We start from the raw sequence: 18586 nt of genomic DNA on the forward strand, positions 1-18586 counted from the left end.
AAGGCCTTGCGCTATGGTCCGCGCCATGACGAGGCGAGGCACAGACGCGAGCATGGCCCGCGATACGCATTTCGGGTTCGAATCCGTCCGCGAGGACGAGAAGCAGGGCAAGGTCGACGCGGTGTTCGACCGGGTCGCCCGGCGCTATGACCTGATGAACGACATGATGTCCGGGGGCCTGCACAGGCTCTGGAAGGACGCGATGATCGCCTGGCTCAATCCGCCCAGGGGCGGCGCGGGCTGGTCGGTCCTCGACGTCGCCGGCGGCACCGGAGACATCGCCTTCCGCATCGCCGAGGCGGCGCCGGCCGCCGAAATCACCGTCCTCGACATCAATCCGAACATGCTGGACGTGGGCGCGGCGCGGGCTGAGAAGCGCGGGCTCGCCGATCGCCTCACGTTCGTGGAAGGCAACGCCGAGGATACGGGCCTGCCTGCTTCGAGCTTCGATGCCTATACGATCGCCTTCGGCATCCGCAACGTGACGCACATCGACCTGGCCCTCAAGGAGGCCTACCGGGTGCTGAAGCCCGGCGGGCGGTTCCTGTGCCTCGAGTTCAGCCAGGTCGAGATGCCGATGCTCGACAAGATCTACGACCTGTATTCGTTCAATGCGATCCCCGCCATGGGCAGGATCGTGGCGGGTGATGCGGACTCCTATCGCTATCTGGTCGAGTCGATCCGCCGCTTCCCCGACCGCGAAACCTTCGCCGACATGATCCGCGAGGTCGGTTTCGAGCGGGTGCAGTGGCGGGCGCTCTCGGGCGGCATCACCGTGCTGCATTCCGGCTGGCGGATCTAAGGGTCGCGTCCGGTGTTTTCTTCAATCGTGCATCTGAGCCGGCTCGCCCGGGCGGGTTGGGCCCTGACCCGCGAGGGCGCCTTCGCGCTGGTGGATCCGACCGACCTGCCCGCCGGACCGGCGATGGCGATCCGGCTGGGACGCCTCCTCGGGGCCGTCGTCGGACGGCGCAATCCGCAGGACGCCCGCCTGGCCGCAGCCTTCTCGCGCCTGGGACCGAGCTGGATCAAGCTTGGCCAGTTCCTGGCGACCCGGCGCGACCTGGTCGGCGACGCGATCGCCAGCGACCTGTCGCAGCTTCAGGATCGTCTGCCGCCCTTTTCTGACGCGGTTGCCCGCAACGCGATCAAAGCGGCGCTCGGCCGTCCGGTCGAGGACGCCTTCGACGAGTTCGGCCCGCCCGTCGCTGCCGCGTCCATCGCCCAGGTGCACAAGGCGCAAGCCGACGAGGGCAGCCTCGCGGTCAAGGTGCTGCGACCGGGCATCGAAAGGCGATTCCGCCGCGATCTCGATACCTTCTTCTTCGCCGCGCACACCATCGAGCGCATCGACCCCGAAGCCCGGCGGCTGCGCCCGGTCGATACGGTCGAGATCCTCGACCGCTCGGTGACGATTGAGATGGACCTCAGGATGGAGGCCGCCGCGATCTCGGAGATTGCGGAGAACACCGCCGAGGATCCGGGGTTCCGCGTGCCGAAGGTCGACTGGAGCCGCAGCGCCAAGCGGGTGATGACGCTCGAATGGATCGACGGCATCCCGATCGCCGACCGCGACGCGCTGGAGGAGGCCGGTCACGACCTGAAGCGCCTCGGTGCGCTGGTCATGCAGTCGTTCCTGCGCCATGCCCTGCGCGACGGCTTCTTCCATGCCGACATGCATCCGGGCAACCTGTTCATCGACGACGAGGGCAATCTGGTTGCCGTCGACTTCGGCATCATGGGCCGGCTCGGGCCGAAGGAGCGGCGCTTCCTGGCGGAGATCCTCTGGGGCTTCATCCGCCGCGACTATCACCGAACGGCGGAGGTGCACTTCGAGGCGGGCTACGTGCCCGACATCCATTCCGTCGACGATTTCGCCCAGGCGTTGCGCGCGATCGGCGAACCGCTGCGCGACCGCACCGCCTCCGAGATATCGATGGCGCGGCTGCTGACACAACTGTTCGAGGTGACCGAGCTGTTCGACATGAAGACACGGCCGGAGCTGCTGCTGTTGCAGAAGACGATGGTCGTGGTCGAGGGTGTGGCCCGCCATCTCGATCCCGAGCTCGACATGTGGACGACCTCGGAGCCGATCGTCGGCGAATGGATCCGCAAGAATCTGGGGCCTGAGGGCGCGCTGCATTCGGCCGCGGAGGGAGCCGGCAACCTAGGTCGCCTGCTGCTGGCCGCGCCGGAGTTGCTGGTGCGTGGGGAGCGGATTGCCGCCGGTCTCGCGACAATGGCGCGCGACGGCTTCCATCTCGACCGGGAAAGCGTCGAGGCGATCGCGGCGGCGGAAGCGCGGCGTACCCGCTCCGGACGGGTGGCGCTCTGGATTTCGGCCCTGTCCTTGGCAACGATTGCCGCGGCGTTGTGGTGGTGACGCCGCCATGGAAGGTTGGGCGCCCGGTCGGTAGACTGTACCCGACGGACCCAAACGCAGCGGGAAACGGATGAAACGCATCCTTCTCATCGTCGGCGGCGGCATCGCCGCCTACAAGTGCCTCGAACTCGTGCGCCGGGCGCGCGACAGAGGCATCGCCGTGCGTTGCGTGATGACGGACGCCGCACAGCAGTTCGTGACGCCGCTGTCGTTTGCGAGCCTGTCGGCCGACACCGTCTATACCGACCTGTTCTCCCTCAACGAGGAATCCGAGATCGGCCATATCCGCCTGTCGCGCGAGGCCGATCTCGTGGTGGTGGCGCCCGCGACCGCCGACCTTCTGGCGAAGCTCGCCAACGGCATCGCCGATAACCTCGCCGGCGCGGTGCTGCTGGCCACCGACAAGCCGGTGCTCGTCGCGCCCGCCATGAACCCGCGCATGTGGTCGCATCCGGCAACACGGCGCAATGTCGAGCGGCTCAGGGACGACGGCCTTCGTTTCGTCGGACCGAACCGCGGCGAGATGGCGGAATCGGGCGAGGCGGGCGAAGGCCGGATGGCCGAGCCCGCAGAGATCCTGGCGGCGATCGAAGCCATGCTGAGCGCCGACAAGCCGCTTGCCGGCAAACGGGTGATCGTCACGTCCGGGCCGACCCACGAGCCGATCGACCCGGTGCGCTACCTCGCCAACCGCTCCTCGGGAAAGCAGGGTCATGCCATTGCCGCGGCGGCGGCCGCCGCCGGGGCGCAGGTGACGCTCGTCAGCGGTCCGGTCTCGATTCCCGATCCGCAGGGCGTGACGACGATCCATGTGGAGACGGCTCGCGAGATGCTCGCCGCCGTCGAGGAGACGCTTCCCGCCGATATCGCCATCTGCGCCGCCGCCGTCGCCGACTGGCGGCCGGACAGCGAGGGCGCCCAGAAGATGAAGAAAGAGGGCAACAAACAGGCGCCCGAACTTTCGCTGGTCGAGAACCCGGATATCCTGCGGACCCTCGCGCAGCACCACACGTTGCGGCCGACGCTGGTCGTCGGGTTCGCGGCGGAGACCGAGACGGTGGTCGACCACGCCAGGGCGAAGCTCGAGCGCAAGGGCTGCGACCTGATCGTCGCCAACGACGTCTCGCACGCCACCGGCATCATGGGCGGCGACCACAATACGGTGCATCTGGTCTCGCCGGCCGACGTGGAGAGCTGGGAAGACATGCCGAAAACCGAAGTCGCCGCGCGGCTCGTCGCGCGCATCGCCGAGATCCTGAAGGCGCACCGCTAGAATGACCGTCACCGTCCGTATCAAGCGCCTGGCGCACGGCGCCGATCTTCCACTACCCGCCTACGAGACAGACGGCGCCGCCGGCCTCGACCTGCGCGCGGCGATCGCGACGCCGATGATCCTGGCACCCGGCGGCCGCGCCCTGGTGCCGACAGGGCTCGTCTTCGAACTGCCCGGCGGCCACGAGGGGCAGGTCAGGCCGCGGTCCGGGCTTGCCGCGAAGCACGGCGTCACCGTGCTCAACACACCCGGCACGATCGACAGCGACTATCGCGGCGAAGTGAAGGTGATCCTGATCAATCTCGGCGCCGAGCCGTTCGCGATAGAGTCGGGCAGCCGCATCGCCCAGCTTGTTGTCGCGCCGGTGACCCGTGCGATGCTGGTGGAAGCCGATGCCTTGAGCGACAGCGCCCGCGGCGAAGGCGGCTTCGGCTCGACGGGACGCTGATCCGGGCAGGAATGCGTTTTCGCCGAAGGCGCAATCGGCCGGCCGTCGAGAATTGGTTTTCTCTGAATCGTTCGTTTTCTAGGACTGCATTCCGCAGTACCGGTCAAATTGGAATGCGCAGGGCCTCGCGGGGAGACTGTGGGGCGACTACGTTGAGGACCGGTCCAACGAGTAAGCGGCGGCAGCCGCATCAAGACGCCAACGGAGCACATTCATGAGCCAGGCCACCGCCCCCAAGCAGGACCTCGACCGCCAGCCCGGTCGCGGCCGCATCTACGACTCCATCACCGACACCATCGGCGACACCCCGCTGGTACGGCTGGACAAGCTGGCCAAGGCGAAGGGCGTAAAGGCCAACCTGCTGGCGAAGCTCGAATTCTTCAACCCGATCGCCAGCGTCAAGGACCGTATCGGCGTCTCGATGGTCGATGCGCTTGAGGCCGAGGGCAAGATCGACAAGGACACCGTGCTGATCGAGCCGACCTCCGGCAACACCGGCATCGCGCTCGCCTTCGTCGCGGCCGCGCGCGGCTACCGGCTGATCCTGGTGATGCCCGAGACGATGTCGATCGAGCGGCGCAAGATGTTCGCCTTCCTCGGCGCCGAACTGGAGCTGACCGAAGGGCCGAAAGGCATGAAGGGCGCGATCGCGCGTGCCGAGGAGTTGCACAAGGAGATTCCCAATTCGGTGATCCCGCAGCAGTTCCAGAATCCCGCGAACCCGGCGATCCACCGCAAGACGACGGCCGAGGAGATCTGGAACGATACCAACGGCGAGATCGACGTGTTCGTTTCCGGCATCGGCACCGGCGGCACCATCACCGGCGTCGGCCAGGTGTTGAAGCCGCGCAAGCCGGACCTGCACATCGTCGCCGTCGAGCCCGAGGCGAGCCCCGTCCTGTCCGGCGGCGAGCCCGGCCCGCACAAGATCCAGGGCATCGGCGCGGGCTTCATCCCCGACGTCCTCGACCGCGACGTGATCGACGAGGTCGTCCAGGTTTCGAACGAGGAAGCCGTCGAGACCGCGCGCGAAGTCGCCCGGACCGAAGGCATTCCGGTCGGGATCTCGTCGGGCGCCGCCGTCGCCGCAGCACTCAAGGTGGCCTCACGCCCGGAAATGGACGGCAAGAACGTGGTGATCATCATCCCGTCGTTCGCCGAGCGATACCTCTCGACGGTGCTGTTCGAGGACCTCTGATTCGAGCATTCCGCGAACCCGTTCGCCGGCGGCAACCCCGCATTGCCGCCGGCGGATGGAATACTTGGTTCGACGGTTTTTTTGGCCTATCGTTTTCGCCAGGGACGGAGGCGAAGGAGGCTGCGCCATGAGTTCGAGCGCGCGAATTGGCCTTGTTCTGGCGCTACTGTCCAGTGTCGTTACGGCTGAGGCCGGCGACATCTCGGAGCATCGCATCCTCGGTTTCTCGCCCAACGGCAGTGTCTTCGCGTTCGAGGAATTCGGGGTTCAGGATGGCTCCGGCTTCCCCTATGCCAATATCTACGTCGTCGATACGAATACGGATTCCTGGGTGCCGGGATCGCCGGTGCGCGTGCGCATCGACGAGGAGACGGCACCGCTCTCGATGGCGCGCGCGCAGGCCCGTCAGCAGGCCGCGCCGATACTCGAACAGTTCGCGGTGGAAGACCGGGCGCTGACGCTTGCCGCCAATCCGCTCGGCGAACTGGGCGCCGATCCGGTCAGCGTCGATTTCGGCCAGCCGTTTCCCGCCAACCCGCTTCGCGACATCGACCGGCGCTACAATGCCAGCCTCGATATCTATGATGCCGAGACTCCCGGCGAGGCCTGCGAGACCTATATCGGCGACAAACCGAAGGGCTTTCGCCTGACGCTCAGGAACCTCGCGACCGGCGTCGAGACGGTGCTGCACGAAGACGTGCAGATCCCGCAATCGCGCGGCTGCCCGATCACCTACCGGATCGACGCGGTGACCGTGCCCGACGGCTACCCGGCGGATAAGGTCGCCGTCGTCATGAGCATATTCCAGCCGGGCTTCGAGGGACCGCAGCGCCGGTTTCTTGCCGTCACCGGAGACCTGCCGCGATAGACAGTTCAGGAGGCCAATCCCAGCCGATGCTCGTGCCGACGAAACTCAGTGATGAAGAACTGGAGCGCTATGCGCGGCACATCGTGCTTGCCGAGATCGGCGGGCCGGGCCAGCAGAAGCTGAAGCGTGCGCGCGTCCTGATCATCGGCGCCGGCGGCCTCGGGGCACCGCTCCTGCTGTATCTCGCCGCCGCCGGCGTCGGCACGCTGGGCATCGTCGACGACGACACGGTGGCCCTGTCGAACCTGCAGCGGCAGGTGATCCACGACACGGACGCGATCGGAGCAGCCAAGGTCGACAGCGCGGCGGCGGCGATCAAGCGCATCAACCCGCATGTCGAGGTGGAGACCTACCCGCTCAGGATCACGCCCGACAACGCACCGGGGCTCGTCTGCGGTTTCGACATCGTTGCCGACGGATCCGACAATTTCGCCACGCGGTATGCGGCGGCGGATGCCTGCGCGGCGTGGCGGCGGCCGCTGGTTTCCGCGGCAGTCGGTCGATTCGACGGCTCGGTCACGACCCTGAAGCCCTACGAGATCGGCAAGGACGACCGTCCCAATCCGAGCTATCGCGACCTTTTCCCCGCGCCGCCGCCGGACGGCATGCTGCCGACCTGCGCGGAAGCCGGAATCCTCGGCGCGCTGCCAGGTGTCATCGGATCGATTATGGCGCTGGAAGTGATCAAGCTGATCGCCGGTGTCGGCGAGCCGTTGATCGGCCGGCTCATGCTGTTCGACGGCATGTCCATGCGCGTCGAGACGATCGGATACAGCGCCGGCTAGCGCCGTACCCGATCGCCGGGATCCTGTTCAGGACTAGATCAGTAGTAGCCCGGCGGGCATTCGACGACGATGCGGTTCCCGTAACGGTCGCGGGCATAGCAATAGCCCGGACGATTGGCGACGGCACCGATGATGGCACCGGTCGCACCGCCAATGGCGGCACCGACCGCGGCGCTCGACGCCGAACCGCCGATGATCGCGCCGGCGACCGCGCCGGTTCCCGCACCGATCGCACCACCGGTGAGCGCACCGCGCTCCTGGGGCGTGGTCTGGCAGGCGGCGAGCAGAGCCGTCGACAGGACGATGGCAGGCAGTTTCCACATGAATTCGTTCTCCTCTTCGCTGCCATGCGATGATGAAGGCCACTTACTAAATAAAGAGACAAGCGGCAGATTGGTTCCGAAAAGCAGCGGGATTGGGGCGGGGACAGTCCCGGTTGCGCCGCAATCAGGACTTGAAACGGGTTACGACGCGCGCGTTGAAATCCGGCGCGCAACAGACAGATTGTAGTCGCGGATCCAGCCCGGAATCAATACTGCGTCGATCACCCACCACAGCGCCCAGAGGGCCCAGAACGCCCAGCCGATCAGGATCCACATGGTCAGCCAGCCGAGACCCCACAGTAGGAACTGAAGAATGCCCGACAGAACACGGGCGGAATACAGCCGATGCGCGCCGAGGAAACCGAGAAAGAACCACAGGATGTAGGCTAGCACTGCCGATTTCGACAGGGCGTCGTATTCCATCATCTGGCGGGACTGACTCGTGTCGGTCATGACTGTCCTGATCGGTTCACTGTGCTCGCCGTAATGTGCGTGCTCGGGTGCGCCGGCGCAAGGTCAACCGCCCGACGGCGCAGCCTTGCCGCAGATGTGGTCGACGGTGGCGGCGGCGAAGGACTCGAGCATTTCGCGGCTTTCGCCAAGGCGCGAGCGGATCGCGATGTAACCAACGACCGAGGCGACCATCCGGCCAAGCGTCGCGCAGTCCGTATCGGCAGGCAACTCGCCGTCGCTGACGGCTTTCGCGATCCGTTTCTCAAGCATCCGATCGAACCCGCGAAATGTCTCGGCAAGCAGCTGCCGAATGTCCGGGTCCGTCGCCGCCTCAGGCACAGCGGTCGAAATCATGAAGCAGCCGCGCGGCTGACCGTCCTCCGGGAAATAGATTGCGAGATAGAACGCGAAAAGCCGCGTCAGAGCCTCTCGAAGCGGGGCATCGGGGGCAAGCGCCAGCCGGACTTCGTCCCGCATCTGCTCCCGATAGCGTTCCAGCACGGTCCGGTAGAAGGCCCGCTTGTCGCCGAAGGCGCCGTAGAGGCTCGGCCGGTTCATCCGCGTTGCCGCGCTCAGCTCGTCGAGGGATGTCGCCGCAAAGCCCTGCACCCAGAAAACGTCCCGCGCCCGGGCCAGCGCCTTGTCGGGATCGTATGCGCGCGGCCGTCCGCGCTTTGCGGTCTTATTTTGTACCATTTCGCAAACAATCCTTGCCGCCGCCTATTTTCGTGCGATACGGTACAAATATCAAATCACGGAGGATCGCCCCCATGGATCTGTACTTTTCGCCGCTCGCCTGCTCGCTCGCCACCCGTATCGCCCTCTACGAATCCGGTACGCCCGCCAACTATATCCGCGTCGACCGTCTCTCGAAAAAGGTCGAGGACGGTTCCGACTATTACGCCGTGAACCCGATGGGGCAGGTTCCGATGCTGCGTACGGATTCCGGCGAGCAGCTGACCGAGACCTCCGCCATCCTGCAATATGTCGCCGATCTCGACGAGGACGCCGGCCTGGCACCGAAATCCGGACTGGACCGCTACCGCCTGCAGCAGTGGCTGAACTTCATCACCACCGAGCTGCACAAGGCAGTCTTCTATCCGCTGTTCTCGCCGGACAGCAACGACGGCGCGAAAGCCTTCGCGCTCCAGATCGCCGACAAACGGTTCGACTACGCGGACAAATACCTTTCCGGCCGGGCGTTCCTGCTCGATCGATTCACGGTGGCCGACGCCTATCTCACCACAGTTCTGGGCTGGACGCGGGCGGTCGGCATCGATCTCGACCGATGGCCAGCGCTCAAGGCCTACGCCTCGCGGATGCGCGCGCGTCCGGCGGTCGCCCGGGCGCTTGCCGAGGAGTACCCGCTCTACGAGGCACAGGCGGCCGGGCAGGGAACGGCGTAATCATTCGGGCAGATGGCAAACCGCCTCGATGCGGTTTCCGTCGGGATCGCACAGGAACGCCGCATAGTAGCTGTCGTGATAGTGCCGCCTCAGGCCCGGCGCGCCCTCGTCACGGCCGCCGGCGGCCAGCCCCGCGGCGTGGAACGCATCGACGTCGGCGCGGCTCCTGGCCTTGAACGCCCAATGGCGTCCCTGGATCCGGCCGGCATCGCCGACGCGGATCGACAGGTAGGTTCTGTCGGGATGGTCCGCGCTGGCGCGCTCGCCGTAGCCGAGCCGGTTCGGCCCGCGGACGACCTTGGGAATGCCCAGGGCGCCGAAAGCCGCATCGTAGAAGCGTTCGGCCCGATCGATATTCGAGACGGTTACGGAGACGTGGTCGAGCATGGCCGCGCCTCCACCCGGCTATAGCATCGAGGGCAGAACGCGGTCCGGCGGCCGGTGGCCGTCGGCGAAGGTCTTGATATTGATGATGACCTTCTCGCCCATGTCGACGCGGCCTTCGATCGTCGCCGAGCCCATGTGCGGCAGAAGCAGCACCTTGTCCGACTTGGCAAGCTTCGGATTGACCGAGGGCTCGTGCTCGAACACGTCGAGGCCGGCACCGGCGAGCTCGTCGGCCTCCAGCATCCGTGCCAGCGCATTCTCGTCGATCACCTCGCCACGCGCCGTGTTGACGATATAGGCCTCCGGGCGCAGCAGCTTGAGCCGGCGCGCCGACAGAAGATGGTATGTCGCCGGCGTGTGCGGGCAATGGACCGAGATCACGTCCATGCGGGCGAGCATCTGGTCGAGGCTGTCCCAGTAGGTCGCCTCCAGCTCTTCCTCGACCGCCGTGGGGACGCGGCGGCGGTTGTGGTAGTGGATCTGCATGCCGAAGGCGCGCGCGCGCCGGGCCACGGCCTGTCCGATCCGGCCCATGCCGACAATGCCGAGCCGCTTGCCGTTAATGCGATGGCCGAGCATCCAGGTCGGCGACCACCCCTTCCACTCGCCCGTCTCCATGACCCGGATACCGTCCGCCAACCTGCGCGGCACGGCGAGAATCAGCGCCATCGTCATGTCGGCCGTGTCCTCGGTGAGGACACCGGGCGTATTGGTGACGGAAATGCCGCGCTTCGTGGCGGTTTCCACGTCGATATTGTCGACGCCGTTACCGTAGTTGGCGACGAGTTTCAGCCGCGGTCCGGCCTGGGTGAGCACTGCGGCGTCGATGCGATCGGTAACCGTCGGCACAAGCACGTCGGCGTCGCGCACCGCCTCGATCAGTTCGGCCTGGCTCATCGGCCGGTCGTCGAGATTGAGGCGGGCATCGAACAATTCGCGCATCCGCGTCTCGACAACGTCCGGCAGCTTGCGCGTGACGATGACGTGCGGTCGCGTCTTTGGCATGGGCGACGATCTCCCTCTCGATGCTCATTTTCTCCCGGCGCCCCGGTTCACCGGTCGTTTACCACGAAGGTGATAGGGATCGGTCCGGGGATTCGGGCGGACTTCGCGGACTCTCTAGCAGACGGTCCGGCAAACACAAAGCAGATCGGCGCGGCGTCCTGTCCCGTTGACTTCGAATTGGCGTGATTTATGTGCATACGCCTCGGCGCCGAGGTTGCCATCGGGGCGCTGAGGATGCCATCGGAACAAATATGATCGCCTTACCGGTTCGTCAGCGCCTTGCGGTCGCGTGCCTCTTCGGAATCCTGAGCTTCGCGGTCCCGCACGCCCATGCGGCGGCGCAGGCGGGCGCAGGCGCGCCATCCGGCGCCCAGGCCGCGACCACCCAGACCGGCCCGAGTGGGCTGCCGCTTCCACGCTTCGTCAGCCTGAAGTCCGACCGGATCAACGTGCGCGCGGGACCCGGACAGGATCACCGTGTCGCCTGGATCTTCGCAAAGGCCGGGCTTCCTGTCGAAATCATCGCCGAATACGAGAACTGGCGACGAATCCGCGACAGCGAGGGGGCGGAGGGCTGGATTTTCCACTCTCTGCTATCTGGACGGCGCACAGCCGTGGTCGCGCCGTGGTCGGAGGAAGACACGCTGGCGCTGCGGCGCAATCCCGGCCAGAACGGCGGCCTGGCCGCACTCGTCGAGCCTAAGGTTCTGGTCGACCTCAACAAATGCGACGGCACGTGGTGCCGCGTCACGGTGAACGGCGTCTCCGGCTGGATCTCGCAAGAAATGCTGTGGGGCGTCTACCCCAGGGAAATCGTCGAATAGGCGGAATACCGGCGCGCGTTCAGCGCTTGCGCGCCTGCTTCACCCGAACGACGACATCGATATGGGTGATTTCCGTGCCTTCGGGGGTGTCCGGCAGGCCCGTCACCGCGATGCTGCCACCGGCGATGTCGATCAGCCGGTTTTCGTCCTCGAGATAGAAGTGATGATGATCGCGGGTGTTGGTGTCGAAATAGGACTTCGCACCGTCGACCGCGACCTCGCGCAGCAGACCTGCATGGGTGAACTGATGCAGCGTGTTGTAGACGGTTGCGAGGGACACGGGTACGGAGGCGCGAATGGCCTGTTCATGCAGCATTTCCGCCGTCACGTGGCGGTCGACGCCGTCGAAAAGCAGCGCGCCCAGCGACAGGCGCTGGCGCGTCGGGCGCAGGCCGGCCCCGCGCAACAGCTCGGTGACGTCGCGCTCGCGCTTCAGAGTGCCCGCGCGCGTGCCGTCAAACGGTCTTCCGTTCATCATGAAGATGATCCGACAATTCGTTGCATTCGCTACCAATATACGTAAGGCGCCTAGTAACGGCAAGCGCCGGAACGCTTCGGGAATAATGGTCTTTCGCGCCCTTTCGAGGCCGAAGAAGCTATGTTAGTTAAGCCTCCGGCGTTCGGGGACAATCCAGACGACGTCGCTGCCGTTCGGCGCAAACGGAATGGCATTCAGAAAAAAGAGTGAGGCGAATGACCGAACGGCGGTCCAGTTACGAATATGACGACCTGCTCGCCTGCGGGCGGGGCGAACTTTTCGGTCCCGGCAACGCGCAGCTGCCGCTGCCGCCGATGCTGATGTTCGACCGCATCTCGTCCATTTCAGAGGACGGCGGCGAGCACGGCAAGGGCGCGGTTCGCGCCGAGCTCGATATCAGGCCCGACCTGTGGTTCTTCCCATGCCATTTCAAGGGCGATCCGGTGATGCCGGGCTGCCTCGGGCTCGACGCGATGTGGCAGATGGTCGGCTTCTTCCTCGGCTGGTCCGGGGCGCCGGGCCGCGGCCGCGCGCTGTCGACGGGAAGCGTCAAGTTCTCCGGCATGGTCCTGCCGACCAACAAGGTCGTCGAGTACGGCGTCGACCTGAAGCGGGTGATCCGCCGCAGGCTTACGCTCGGGATCGCCGACGGCTGGGTCAAGGCGGACGGCGAGACGGTGTTCGAGGCGCTCGATTTGCGGGTCGGCCTGTTCACCACGGAGTCGGAAAGCGCGGCGTCGTAATCCGGCGGCGGAAAATCGCCTGATTTCGGCACTAGTCGCACACGCGATACAAGATTGTTCTTTCAAGAGGCTGCCATGAGACGCGTAGTTGTCACCGGCATGGGGATCGTCTCGAGCATCGGCAACACCACCCAGGAAGTGGTTGCGTCGCTGCGCGAGGCCAAGTCTGGGATCGTCAAGGCTGACGATTACGAGCGGCTCGGTTTCCGGTCCCGTATCCACGGCGCGCCGACGCTCGATCCGTCCGAACTCGTCGATCGCCGGGCCATGCGCTTCCACGGCGCAGGCACCGCCTGGAACCACGTCGCGATGGACCAGGCGATCCGCGATTCCGGCCTCGAGGACAGCGAGATCAGCAACGAGCGCACCGGCATCATCATGGGCTCGGGCGGCCCGTCGACGCGCACGCTGATCGAAGCCGCCGATATCGCGCGCGAAAAAGGCCCGAAGCGCATCGGGCCGTTCGCCGTGCCGAAGGCGATGTCGTCGACCGCATCGGCGACGTTGGCCACCTGGTTCAAGATCAAGGGCGTCAACTACTCGATCTCCTCGGCCTGTGCGACATCGTCGCACTGCATCGGCAACGCCGCCGAAATGATCCAGTGGGGCAAGCAGGACGTCATGTTCGCCGGCGGCTGCGAGGAGCTCGAATGGTCGCTGTCGATGCTGTTCGACGCGATGGGCGCCATGTCGTCGAAGTACAACGACACGCCGCAGACAGCGTCGCGGGCCTATGACGTCAATCGCGACGGCTTCGTCATCGCCGGCGGCGCCGGCGTGCTGGTCCTCGAGGAGCTGGAACACGCCAAGGCGCGCGGGGCCCGGATCTACGCCGAGCTTGCCGGCTACGGCGCCACCTCGGACGGCTACGACATGGTCGCCCCCTCCGGCGAGGGCGGTGAGCGCTGCATGCGCATGGCGATGGCCGATCTCAAGGAGCCGGTCGACTACATCAACCCGCATGCGACCTCGACGCCCGCGGGCGACGGACCCGAGATCACCGCGATCCGCAACATCTTCGGATCGGGCGACAAGTGCCCGCCGATCTCCGCCACCAAGTCGCTGACCGGCCATTCGCTGGGTGCGGCCGGCGTCCAGGAATCCATCTATTCGCTCCTGATGATGAACAACGGCTTCATGTGCGAATCGGCGAATATCGAGGAGCTCGATCCGGATTTTGCGGACATGCCGATCCTTCGCGAGCGACGCGACAACGCGGAAATCAATACCGTGCTGTCGAACAGCTTCGGGTTCGGTGGAACCAACGCAACCCTCGTGTTCCGCCGTCTCGACGGCTGAGAAAGCACCAAGAACCAGAGCCGGAAAGGCAGGATTACAGATGAGCGACGGGCTGTTGGCCGGCAAGCGCGGCCTGATCATGGGAGTGGCGAACGACCACTCCATTGCCTGGGGCATCGCGACGGCGCTGGCCGGCCAGGGTGCCGAGCTCGCCTTCACCTATCAGGGCGACGCCTTCGGACGGCGGGTCCGCCCGCTGGCGGAGTCCGTCGGCGCCAATCTGGTGCTGCCGTGCGACGTCGAGGATGTGGCGACCGTCGACGCGGTCTTCTCCGAGCTGCAGACGGCTTGGGGCAGCCTCGACTTCGTGGTTCATGCCGTCGCGTTTTCCGACAAGGCGCAGCTCAAGGGCCGCTACGCCGACACGACGCGCGAGAATTTCGTGCGCACGATGGTGATTTCCTGCTTCTCCTTCACCGAGATCGCCAAACGCGCCGCGGCGATGATGCCGGACGGCGGATCGCTGCTGACGCTCACCTATGCGGGGTCTACCCGCGTGATGCCGAACTACAACGTGATGGGCGTCGCGAAGGCCGCGCTGGAGGCGAGCGTACGCTACCTGGCCGCCGACTATGGCCCGCAGGGCGTCCGCGTCAACGCGATCTCGGCCGGCCCGGTGCGCACGCTGGCCGGCGCGGGCATCACCGACGCGCGGCGGATGTACAACTTCCACAAGACACACGCGCCGCTGCGGCGGGCGACGACCATCGAGGACGTCGGCGGATCGGCGCTCTATCTGCTGTCGCCGCTGTCGGCCGGGGTGACCGGCGAGGTCCATTTCGTCGATTCCGGTTTCCACGTGGTTTCCATGCCCAAGCCGGAAGACATGAAGGCCGATCTCGGCAATGGCGACGGGGAAAACCTGAAAGCCGCCGAGTAAGGCGGCCCCTTCCCCGAACGCGACGGCCTCGACTGCTCAATCCGCGATCCAGACGATCCCGGTCTGTTCGCTACGAACTGAGGCCGAAACACCCGACGTCCTGTCCGGGATGGCATCGTCCCGCGTTCGTCCCGTCCCGGTCGTCCTGCGACCGGGAGGCGACGGCATTGCGGCCGCTTCGTTTGGCATCGTAGAGGGCCCTGTCGGCGCGACGCATCAGCGCTTCTATATCGGCGTCGTCGCACTGCGCCGCGCTGACCCCGAAGCTGGCCGTTATCGCGGCGCCGCCGAGCAGGGGCATCGGCAACGAGATCATGCGTTGGCGCAACTGCTCGGCTATGGCCACGGCGTCGTCAAGCGGCGTGTCGGGCAGCATGATCGCGAACTCCTCGCCACCGATGCGCGCCAGGGAGTCGCGTCTGCGCAGCGCGGATGCCAGTAGGTCCGCAACCAGCTTCAGAACCTCGTCGCCGGCGGCATGGCCGTGGGTGTCGTTGATCCCCTTGAACCGGTCTATGTCGAGGATGACCAGCGACAGCGCCTCGCCGCTTCGGCGCGTGTCGTCGAGATCGCGAAGACCGCGCCGCAGGAAGCGCCGGCGGTTGGCCACACCGGTCAGGGGATCGGTTTCGGCGCGGTGCAGGAGGTCGGCGCGAACCATCTCCGCCGACACGATGGTACGGCCGATCTCGCGCATGAGCCGGCCGGGCTCGTCGTCGTAGTATCCCGGGAGCAGAGGCAGGCACCGATCGCGGCGATAGGCGTTCAACGCGTCGAGCGACAGACGCACCGGCTTCAGGGCCAGTCGCAGGCCGAGGAACATGAGGCCGATGCCGACGGCGTCGCCGACAAGCGCGGCGGCGAAGATGGTCGGCGTTTCGATCGGCCGGTCGTCCAGATATGCAACCAGACCGAGACTCGCGAACAGCGGCACGCTCAGCGCGACCGCACAGACGAGCAGCAGCCGGCCGAGATAGGTTCCAGGCCAGGAGAGGCTGTTCAGAAACCGGTAGAATCCCAATTCGCGCGGGCCATTCCGGTCAGCACCCAGTTGCGACGCAGGCATCGCAATCCCCTCGCAAACAGACCACGCGAACATCGCGGCGATCGTCACAACCTAATGGTGCGAGCCGTTTCGGGGTTCTGAAGAAATTGCCGAGATTTTTATGGAAGACGCCAACCGATTGAGCCGGCTTAAAAAGAAACGGCCCCGTGGTTATCCACAGGGCCGTTCCAAGCAGTAATCCGAGGGTCGGAGATCAGGCCGCCTGGCCCGCATCGTCCTCTTCGCCGGTTTCCTGATTGACGACCTTCATCGACAGGCGGACCTTGCCGCGCTCGTCGAGGCCGACCAGCTTGACGTAGACCTCGTCGCCTTCCTTGACCACGTCCGTGACCTTCTCCGGACGGCCCTTGGAGAGCTGGGAGATGTGGACGAGGCCGTCGCGCGGACCGAAGAAGTTCACGAAGGCGCCGAAGTCGACGACCTTCACGACCTTGCCGCGATAGATGGCGCCGACTTCCGGCTCGGCCACGATCGACTTGATCCAGTCGAGCGCTGCCTTGATGGCCTTGGCGTCGGCCGAGGCGACCTTGATGGTGCCGTCGTCCTCGACATTGATCTTGGCGCCGGTCTTCTCGACGATCTCACGGATCACCTTGCCGCCGGAGCCGATCACGTCGCGGATCTTGTCGACGGGGATGGTGATGACCTCGATGCGCGGGGCGTGCTCACCGAGCTCCGGCCGCGCCTGGGTGATGGCCTTCGACATCTCGCCGAGGATGTGCATGCGGCCACCCTTGGCCTGGTCGAGGGCGACCTGCATGATCTCCTCGGTGATGCCGGCGATCTTGATGTCCATCTGCAGCGAGGTGATGCCCGCGTCGGTGCCGGCCACCTTGAAGTCCATGTCGCCGAGATGATCCTCGTCGCCGAGAATATCGGACAGGACCGCGTAACGGCCGCCTTCCTCGAGGATCAGGCCCATAGCGATACCGGCGACCGGCCGCTTGAGCGGAACGCCGGCGTCCATCAGCGCCAGCGAGGTGCCGCAGACGGTGGCCATGGAGGACGAGCCGTTCGACTCGGTGATCTCCGAGACGGCGCGCAGGGTGTAGGGGAACTCGGTATGGTCCGGCAGGATCGGATGGATCGCCCGCCAGGCGAGCTTGCCGTGGCCGATCTCGCGGCGGCCGGCGCCGCCCATGCGGCCGGTCTCGCCGACCGAGTAGGGCGGGAAGTTGTAGTGGAGCAGGAACCGCTCCTTGTAGGTGCCGGACAGCGAGTCGACGAACTGCTCGTCCTCGCCCGTGCCGAGCGTGGCGACAACCAGAGCCTGGGTCTCACCGCGAGTGAACAGCGCCGAGCCGTGGGTGCGCGGCAACAGGCCGACCTCGGCGACGATGGGGCGAACCGTCTTCAGGTCGCGGCCGTCGATGCGATGGCTCGTCTCGATGATCGAGCCGCGCACGATCTTCTTCTCGAGCTTCTTGAAGACGTCGGCGACCTTCTGCTTGTCATGGCCCTCGCCGTCGGCGGCGTCATCGGGGCAGAGCGTCGCCATGACCATGTCCTTGACGGCGGCCACGGCGTCCTGGCGCTCGGTTTTGGCCGCGATCTTGTAGGCGGCGCTGAGGCCCTGGCCAGCGATCTCGGCGACCTTCGCCTCGAGGTCGGAATGATCGGCGGCGGCGAAGTCGCGCGGCTCCTTGGCGGCGCGCTCGGCGAGGCGGATGATTGCCTCGATCACGGGCTGGAAGCCCTTGTGGCCGTGCATGACGGCGCCGAGCATGACGTCCTCGGGCAGTTCCTGGGCCTCGGACTCGACCATCAGAACGGCGTCGCCGGTACCGGCCACGACCAGATCGAGCGTCGATTCCGGCATCTCGTCGAGCTGAGGGTTGAGAACGTACTCGCCGTTGATGTAGCCGACGCGGGCCGCGCCGATCGGGCCCATGAACGGAGCGCCCGACAGCGTCAGGGCGGCAGAGGCAGCAACCATCGCCACCATGTCGGGATCGTTCTCGAGGTCGTGCGACAGGACGGTCGCGATGACCTGGGTGTCACAACGGAAGCCTTCGACGAACAGCGGGCGGATCGGCCGGTCGATCAGGCGGGAGACCAGTGTCTCCTTCTCGGTCGGGCGACCTTCGCGCTTGAAGTAGCCGCCAGGGATCTTGCCGGCCGCGTAGTACTTTTCCTGGTAGTGGACGGTCAGCGGCAGGAAGTCGATGCCGGGCTTGGGCTCCTTGGCGGCGACGACCGTGGCGAGTACGGTGGTGTCGCCATACTTGGCGAAAACCGCGCCGTCGGCCTGACGGGCCATCTTGCCGGTCTCCAGGACCAGCGTGCGGCCGCCCCATTCAATTTCTTCGCGATGGATATCAAACATACCTATGTGCCTCATGGCTCGTGGGATGCAGGGCGAGCCATGGGCAAGATGGCGAGGCGCTTCGTGCCCGAAAACGTCCGGAGGTGAAGCGTCCGGCTATCCTCCCCATGGCCACCAAGCCTCCGGGGTGGTGCGCGGCGGCCTGAAGCCGCCGCGAAAAAGAACGTCAGCGGCGGATGCCGAGACGCTCGATGAGTTCCCGATAGCGTGCCTCGTCCTTCGCCTTCACGTAGTCGAGGAGCCGGCGGCGCTGCGAAACGAGCTTCAGGAGCCCGCGCCGGGAATGGTTGTCCTTCTTGTGCGTCTTGAAATGCTCGGTCAGGTTGGAAATGCGCTCCGTGAGGATCGCAACCTGGACCTCGGGCGAGCCGGTGTCGGCGGAGCCCTTGGCGTATTCCTTGATCAGTTCCTGCTTGCGTTCGGCAGTAATCGACATAGCGA

21 protein-coding genes are annotated in these 18586 nt (G+C 65.9%); 12 read left to right on the plus strand and 9 right to left on the minus strand.

Annotated elements, in window-relative coordinates:
* The first annotated feature begins 25 nt into the window (after positions 1-25).
* The 7 genes from ubiE to moeB all read left to right on the plus strand — a co-directional run bounded on the left by ubiE (position 26) and on the right by moeB (position 6955).
* On the plus strand, positions 26-802 hold the full coding sequence (gene ubiE / locus MUB46_RS09590) for a bifunctional demethylmenaquinone methyltransferase/2-methoxy-6-polyprenyl-1,4-benzoquinol methylase UbiE (protein WP_261615681.1): 777 nt from the start codon (positions 26-28) through the stop codon (positions 800-802).
* 12 nt (positions 803-814) lie between these two features.
* Positions 815-2383, plus strand: a complete 1569-nt coding sequence (gene ubiB, locus MUB46_RS09595) for a 2-polyprenylphenol 6-hydroxylase (protein WP_261615682.1) — start codon at positions 815-817, stop codon at positions 2381-2383.
* A gap of 70 nt (positions 2384-2453) precedes the next feature.
* Positions 2454-3656: a bifunctional phosphopantothenoylcysteine decarboxylase/phosphopantothenate--cysteine ligase CoaBC gene (coaBC, locus tag MUB46_RS09600; protein ID WP_261615683.1), complete on the plus strand. Its 1203-nt coding sequence runs from the start codon at positions 2454-2456 to the stop codon at positions 3654-3656.
* 1 nt (position 3657) lies between these two features.
* Positions 3658-4104, plus strand: a complete 447-nt coding sequence (gene dut / locus MUB46_RS09605) for a dUTP diphosphatase (protein ID WP_261615684.1) — start codon at positions 3658-3660, stop codon at positions 4102-4104.
* 214 nt (positions 4105-4318) lie between these two features.
* Entirely contained in the window at positions 4319-5302 is a 984-nt protein-coding gene (gene cysK / locus MUB46_RS09610) for a cysteine synthase A (RefSeq protein WP_261615685.1), read from the plus strand.
* Between the two features lie 127 nt (positions 5303-5429).
* Positions 5430-6170: a DUF2259 domain-containing protein gene (locus tag MUB46_RS09615; protein WP_261615686.1), complete on the plus strand. Its 741-nt coding sequence runs from the start codon at positions 5430-5432 to the stop codon at positions 6168-6170.
* A gap of 26 nt (positions 6171-6196) precedes the next feature.
* Positions 6197-6955 carry a molybdopterin-synthase adenylyltransferase MoeB gene (gene moeB, locus MUB46_RS09620; RefSeq protein ID WP_261615687.1) on the plus strand — a complete coding sequence of 253 codons (759 nt, stop codon included), beginning with the start codon at positions 6197-6199 and terminating at the stop codon, positions 6953-6955.
* A gap of 38 nt (positions 6956-6993) precedes the next feature.
* On the opposite strand, the gene MUB46_RS09625 is transcribed toward moeB, so the two are convergent.
* The 3 genes from MUB46_RS09625 to MUB46_RS09635 form a co-directional block, all read right to left on the minus strand.
* Entirely contained in the window at positions 6994-7278 is a 285-nt protein-coding gene (locus tag MUB46_RS09625; RefSeq protein WP_261615688.1) for a YMGG-like glycine zipper-containing protein, read from the minus strand.
* 141 nt (positions 7279-7419) lie between these two features.
* Positions 7420-7731: a TM2 domain-containing protein gene (locus tag MUB46_RS09630; protein ID WP_261615689.1), complete on the minus strand. Its 312-nt coding sequence runs from the start codon at positions 7729-7731 to the stop codon at positions 7420-7422.
* A 63-nt stretch (positions 7732-7794) separates the two neighbouring features.
* Complete coding sequence (locus MUB46_RS09635) at positions 7795-8427, minus strand: TetR/AcrR family transcriptional regulator (protein ID WP_261615690.1); 633 nt, start codon at positions 8425-8427, stop codon at positions 7795-7797.
* 74 nt (positions 8428-8501) lie between these two features.
* Here MUB46_RS09635 and MUB46_RS09640 point away from each other — a divergent pair, with 74 nt between their 5' ends.
* Positions 8502-9137, plus strand: a complete 636-nt coding sequence (locus tag MUB46_RS09640) for a glutathione binding-like protein (protein WP_261615691.1) — start codon at positions 8502-8504, stop codon at positions 9135-9137.
* Here MUB46_RS09640 and MUB46_RS09645 read toward each other — a convergent pair whose 3' ends face one another.
* Both MUB46_RS09645 and MUB46_RS09650 read right to left on the minus strand, forming a co-directional pair.
* Entirely contained in the window at positions 9138-9524 is a 387-nt protein-coding gene (locus MUB46_RS09645; RefSeq protein WP_261615692.1) for a VOC family protein, read from the minus strand. It abuts the gene before it with no gap.
* A gap of 18 nt (positions 9525-9542) precedes the next feature.
* Positions 9543-10529 carry a 2-hydroxyacid dehydrogenase gene (locus MUB46_RS09650; protein WP_261615693.1) on the minus strand — a complete coding sequence of 329 codons (987 nt, stop codon included), beginning with the start codon at positions 10527-10529 and terminating at the stop codon, positions 9543-9545.
* Between the two features lie 251 nt (positions 10530-10780).
* Between MUB46_RS09650 and MUB46_RS09655 the strand changes: the two genes are divergently transcribed.
* Positions 10781-11353, plus strand: coding sequence for an SH3 domain-containing protein (locus tag MUB46_RS09655; protein WP_425256239.1), 573 nt, complete (start codon positions 10781-10783; stop codon positions 11351-11353).
* 19 nt (positions 11354-11372) lie between these two features.
* Here the strand turns inward: MUB46_RS09655 and irrA are convergent, their stop codons facing one another.
* Positions 11373-11831: an iron response transcriptional regulator IrrA gene (gene irrA, locus MUB46_RS09660; protein ID WP_261615694.1), complete on the minus strand. Its 459-nt coding sequence runs from the start codon at positions 11829-11831 to the stop codon at positions 11373-11375.
* A 215-nt stretch (positions 11832-12046) separates the two neighbouring features.
* On the opposite strand from irrA, the gene fabA reads away from it, so the two are divergent.
* From fabA to fabI, 3 genes are all read left to right on the plus strand, one after another.
* Positions 12047-12574: a 3-hydroxyacyl-[acyl-carrier-protein] dehydratase FabA gene (gene fabA, locus MUB46_RS09665; RefSeq protein WP_261615695.1), complete on the plus strand. Its 528-nt coding sequence runs from the start codon at positions 12047-12049 to the stop codon at positions 12572-12574.
* A gap of 75 nt (positions 12575-12649) precedes the next feature.
* A complete protein-coding gene (fabB, locus tag MUB46_RS09670; RefSeq protein WP_261615696.1) occupies positions 12650-13873 on the plus strand; it encodes a beta-ketoacyl-ACP synthase I in 1224 nt (407 codons plus the stop codon).
* A 40-nt stretch (positions 13874-13913) separates the two neighbouring features.
* Positions 13914-14753 (plus strand): enoyl-ACP reductase FabI, encoded by an 840-nt coding sequence (fabI, locus tag MUB46_RS09675; protein ID WP_261615697.1) that lies wholly within the window; start codon positions 13914-13916, stop codon positions 14751-14753.
* A gap of 70 nt (positions 14754-14823) precedes the next feature.
* On the opposite strand, the gene MUB46_RS09680 is transcribed toward fabI, so the two are convergent.
* From MUB46_RS09680 to rpsO, 3 genes are all read right to left on the minus strand, one after another.
* Positions 14824-15819, minus strand: a complete 996-nt coding sequence (locus MUB46_RS09680) for a GGDEF domain-containing protein (RefSeq protein ID WP_261615698.1) — start codon at positions 15817-15819, stop codon at positions 14824-14826.
* 193 nt (positions 15820-16012) lie between these two features.
* Positions 16013-18145, minus strand: coding sequence for a polyribonucleotide nucleotidyltransferase (gene pnp, locus MUB46_RS09685; protein ID WP_261615699.1), 2133 nt, complete (start codon positions 18143-18145; stop codon positions 16013-16015).
* A gap of 166 nt (positions 18146-18311) precedes the next feature.
* Positions 18312-18581, minus strand: coding sequence for a 30S ribosomal protein S15 (rpsO, locus tag MUB46_RS09690; protein WP_261615700.1), 270 nt, complete (start codon positions 18579-18581; stop codon positions 18312-18314).
* Positions 18582-18586 lie beyond the last annotated feature (5 nt).

Source organism: Microbaculum marinisediminis (assembly GCF_025397915.1).
Taxonomy (GTDB): Bacteria; Pseudomonadota; Alphaproteobacteria; order Rhizobiales; family Tepidamorphaceae; genus Microbaculum; species Microbaculum marinisediminis.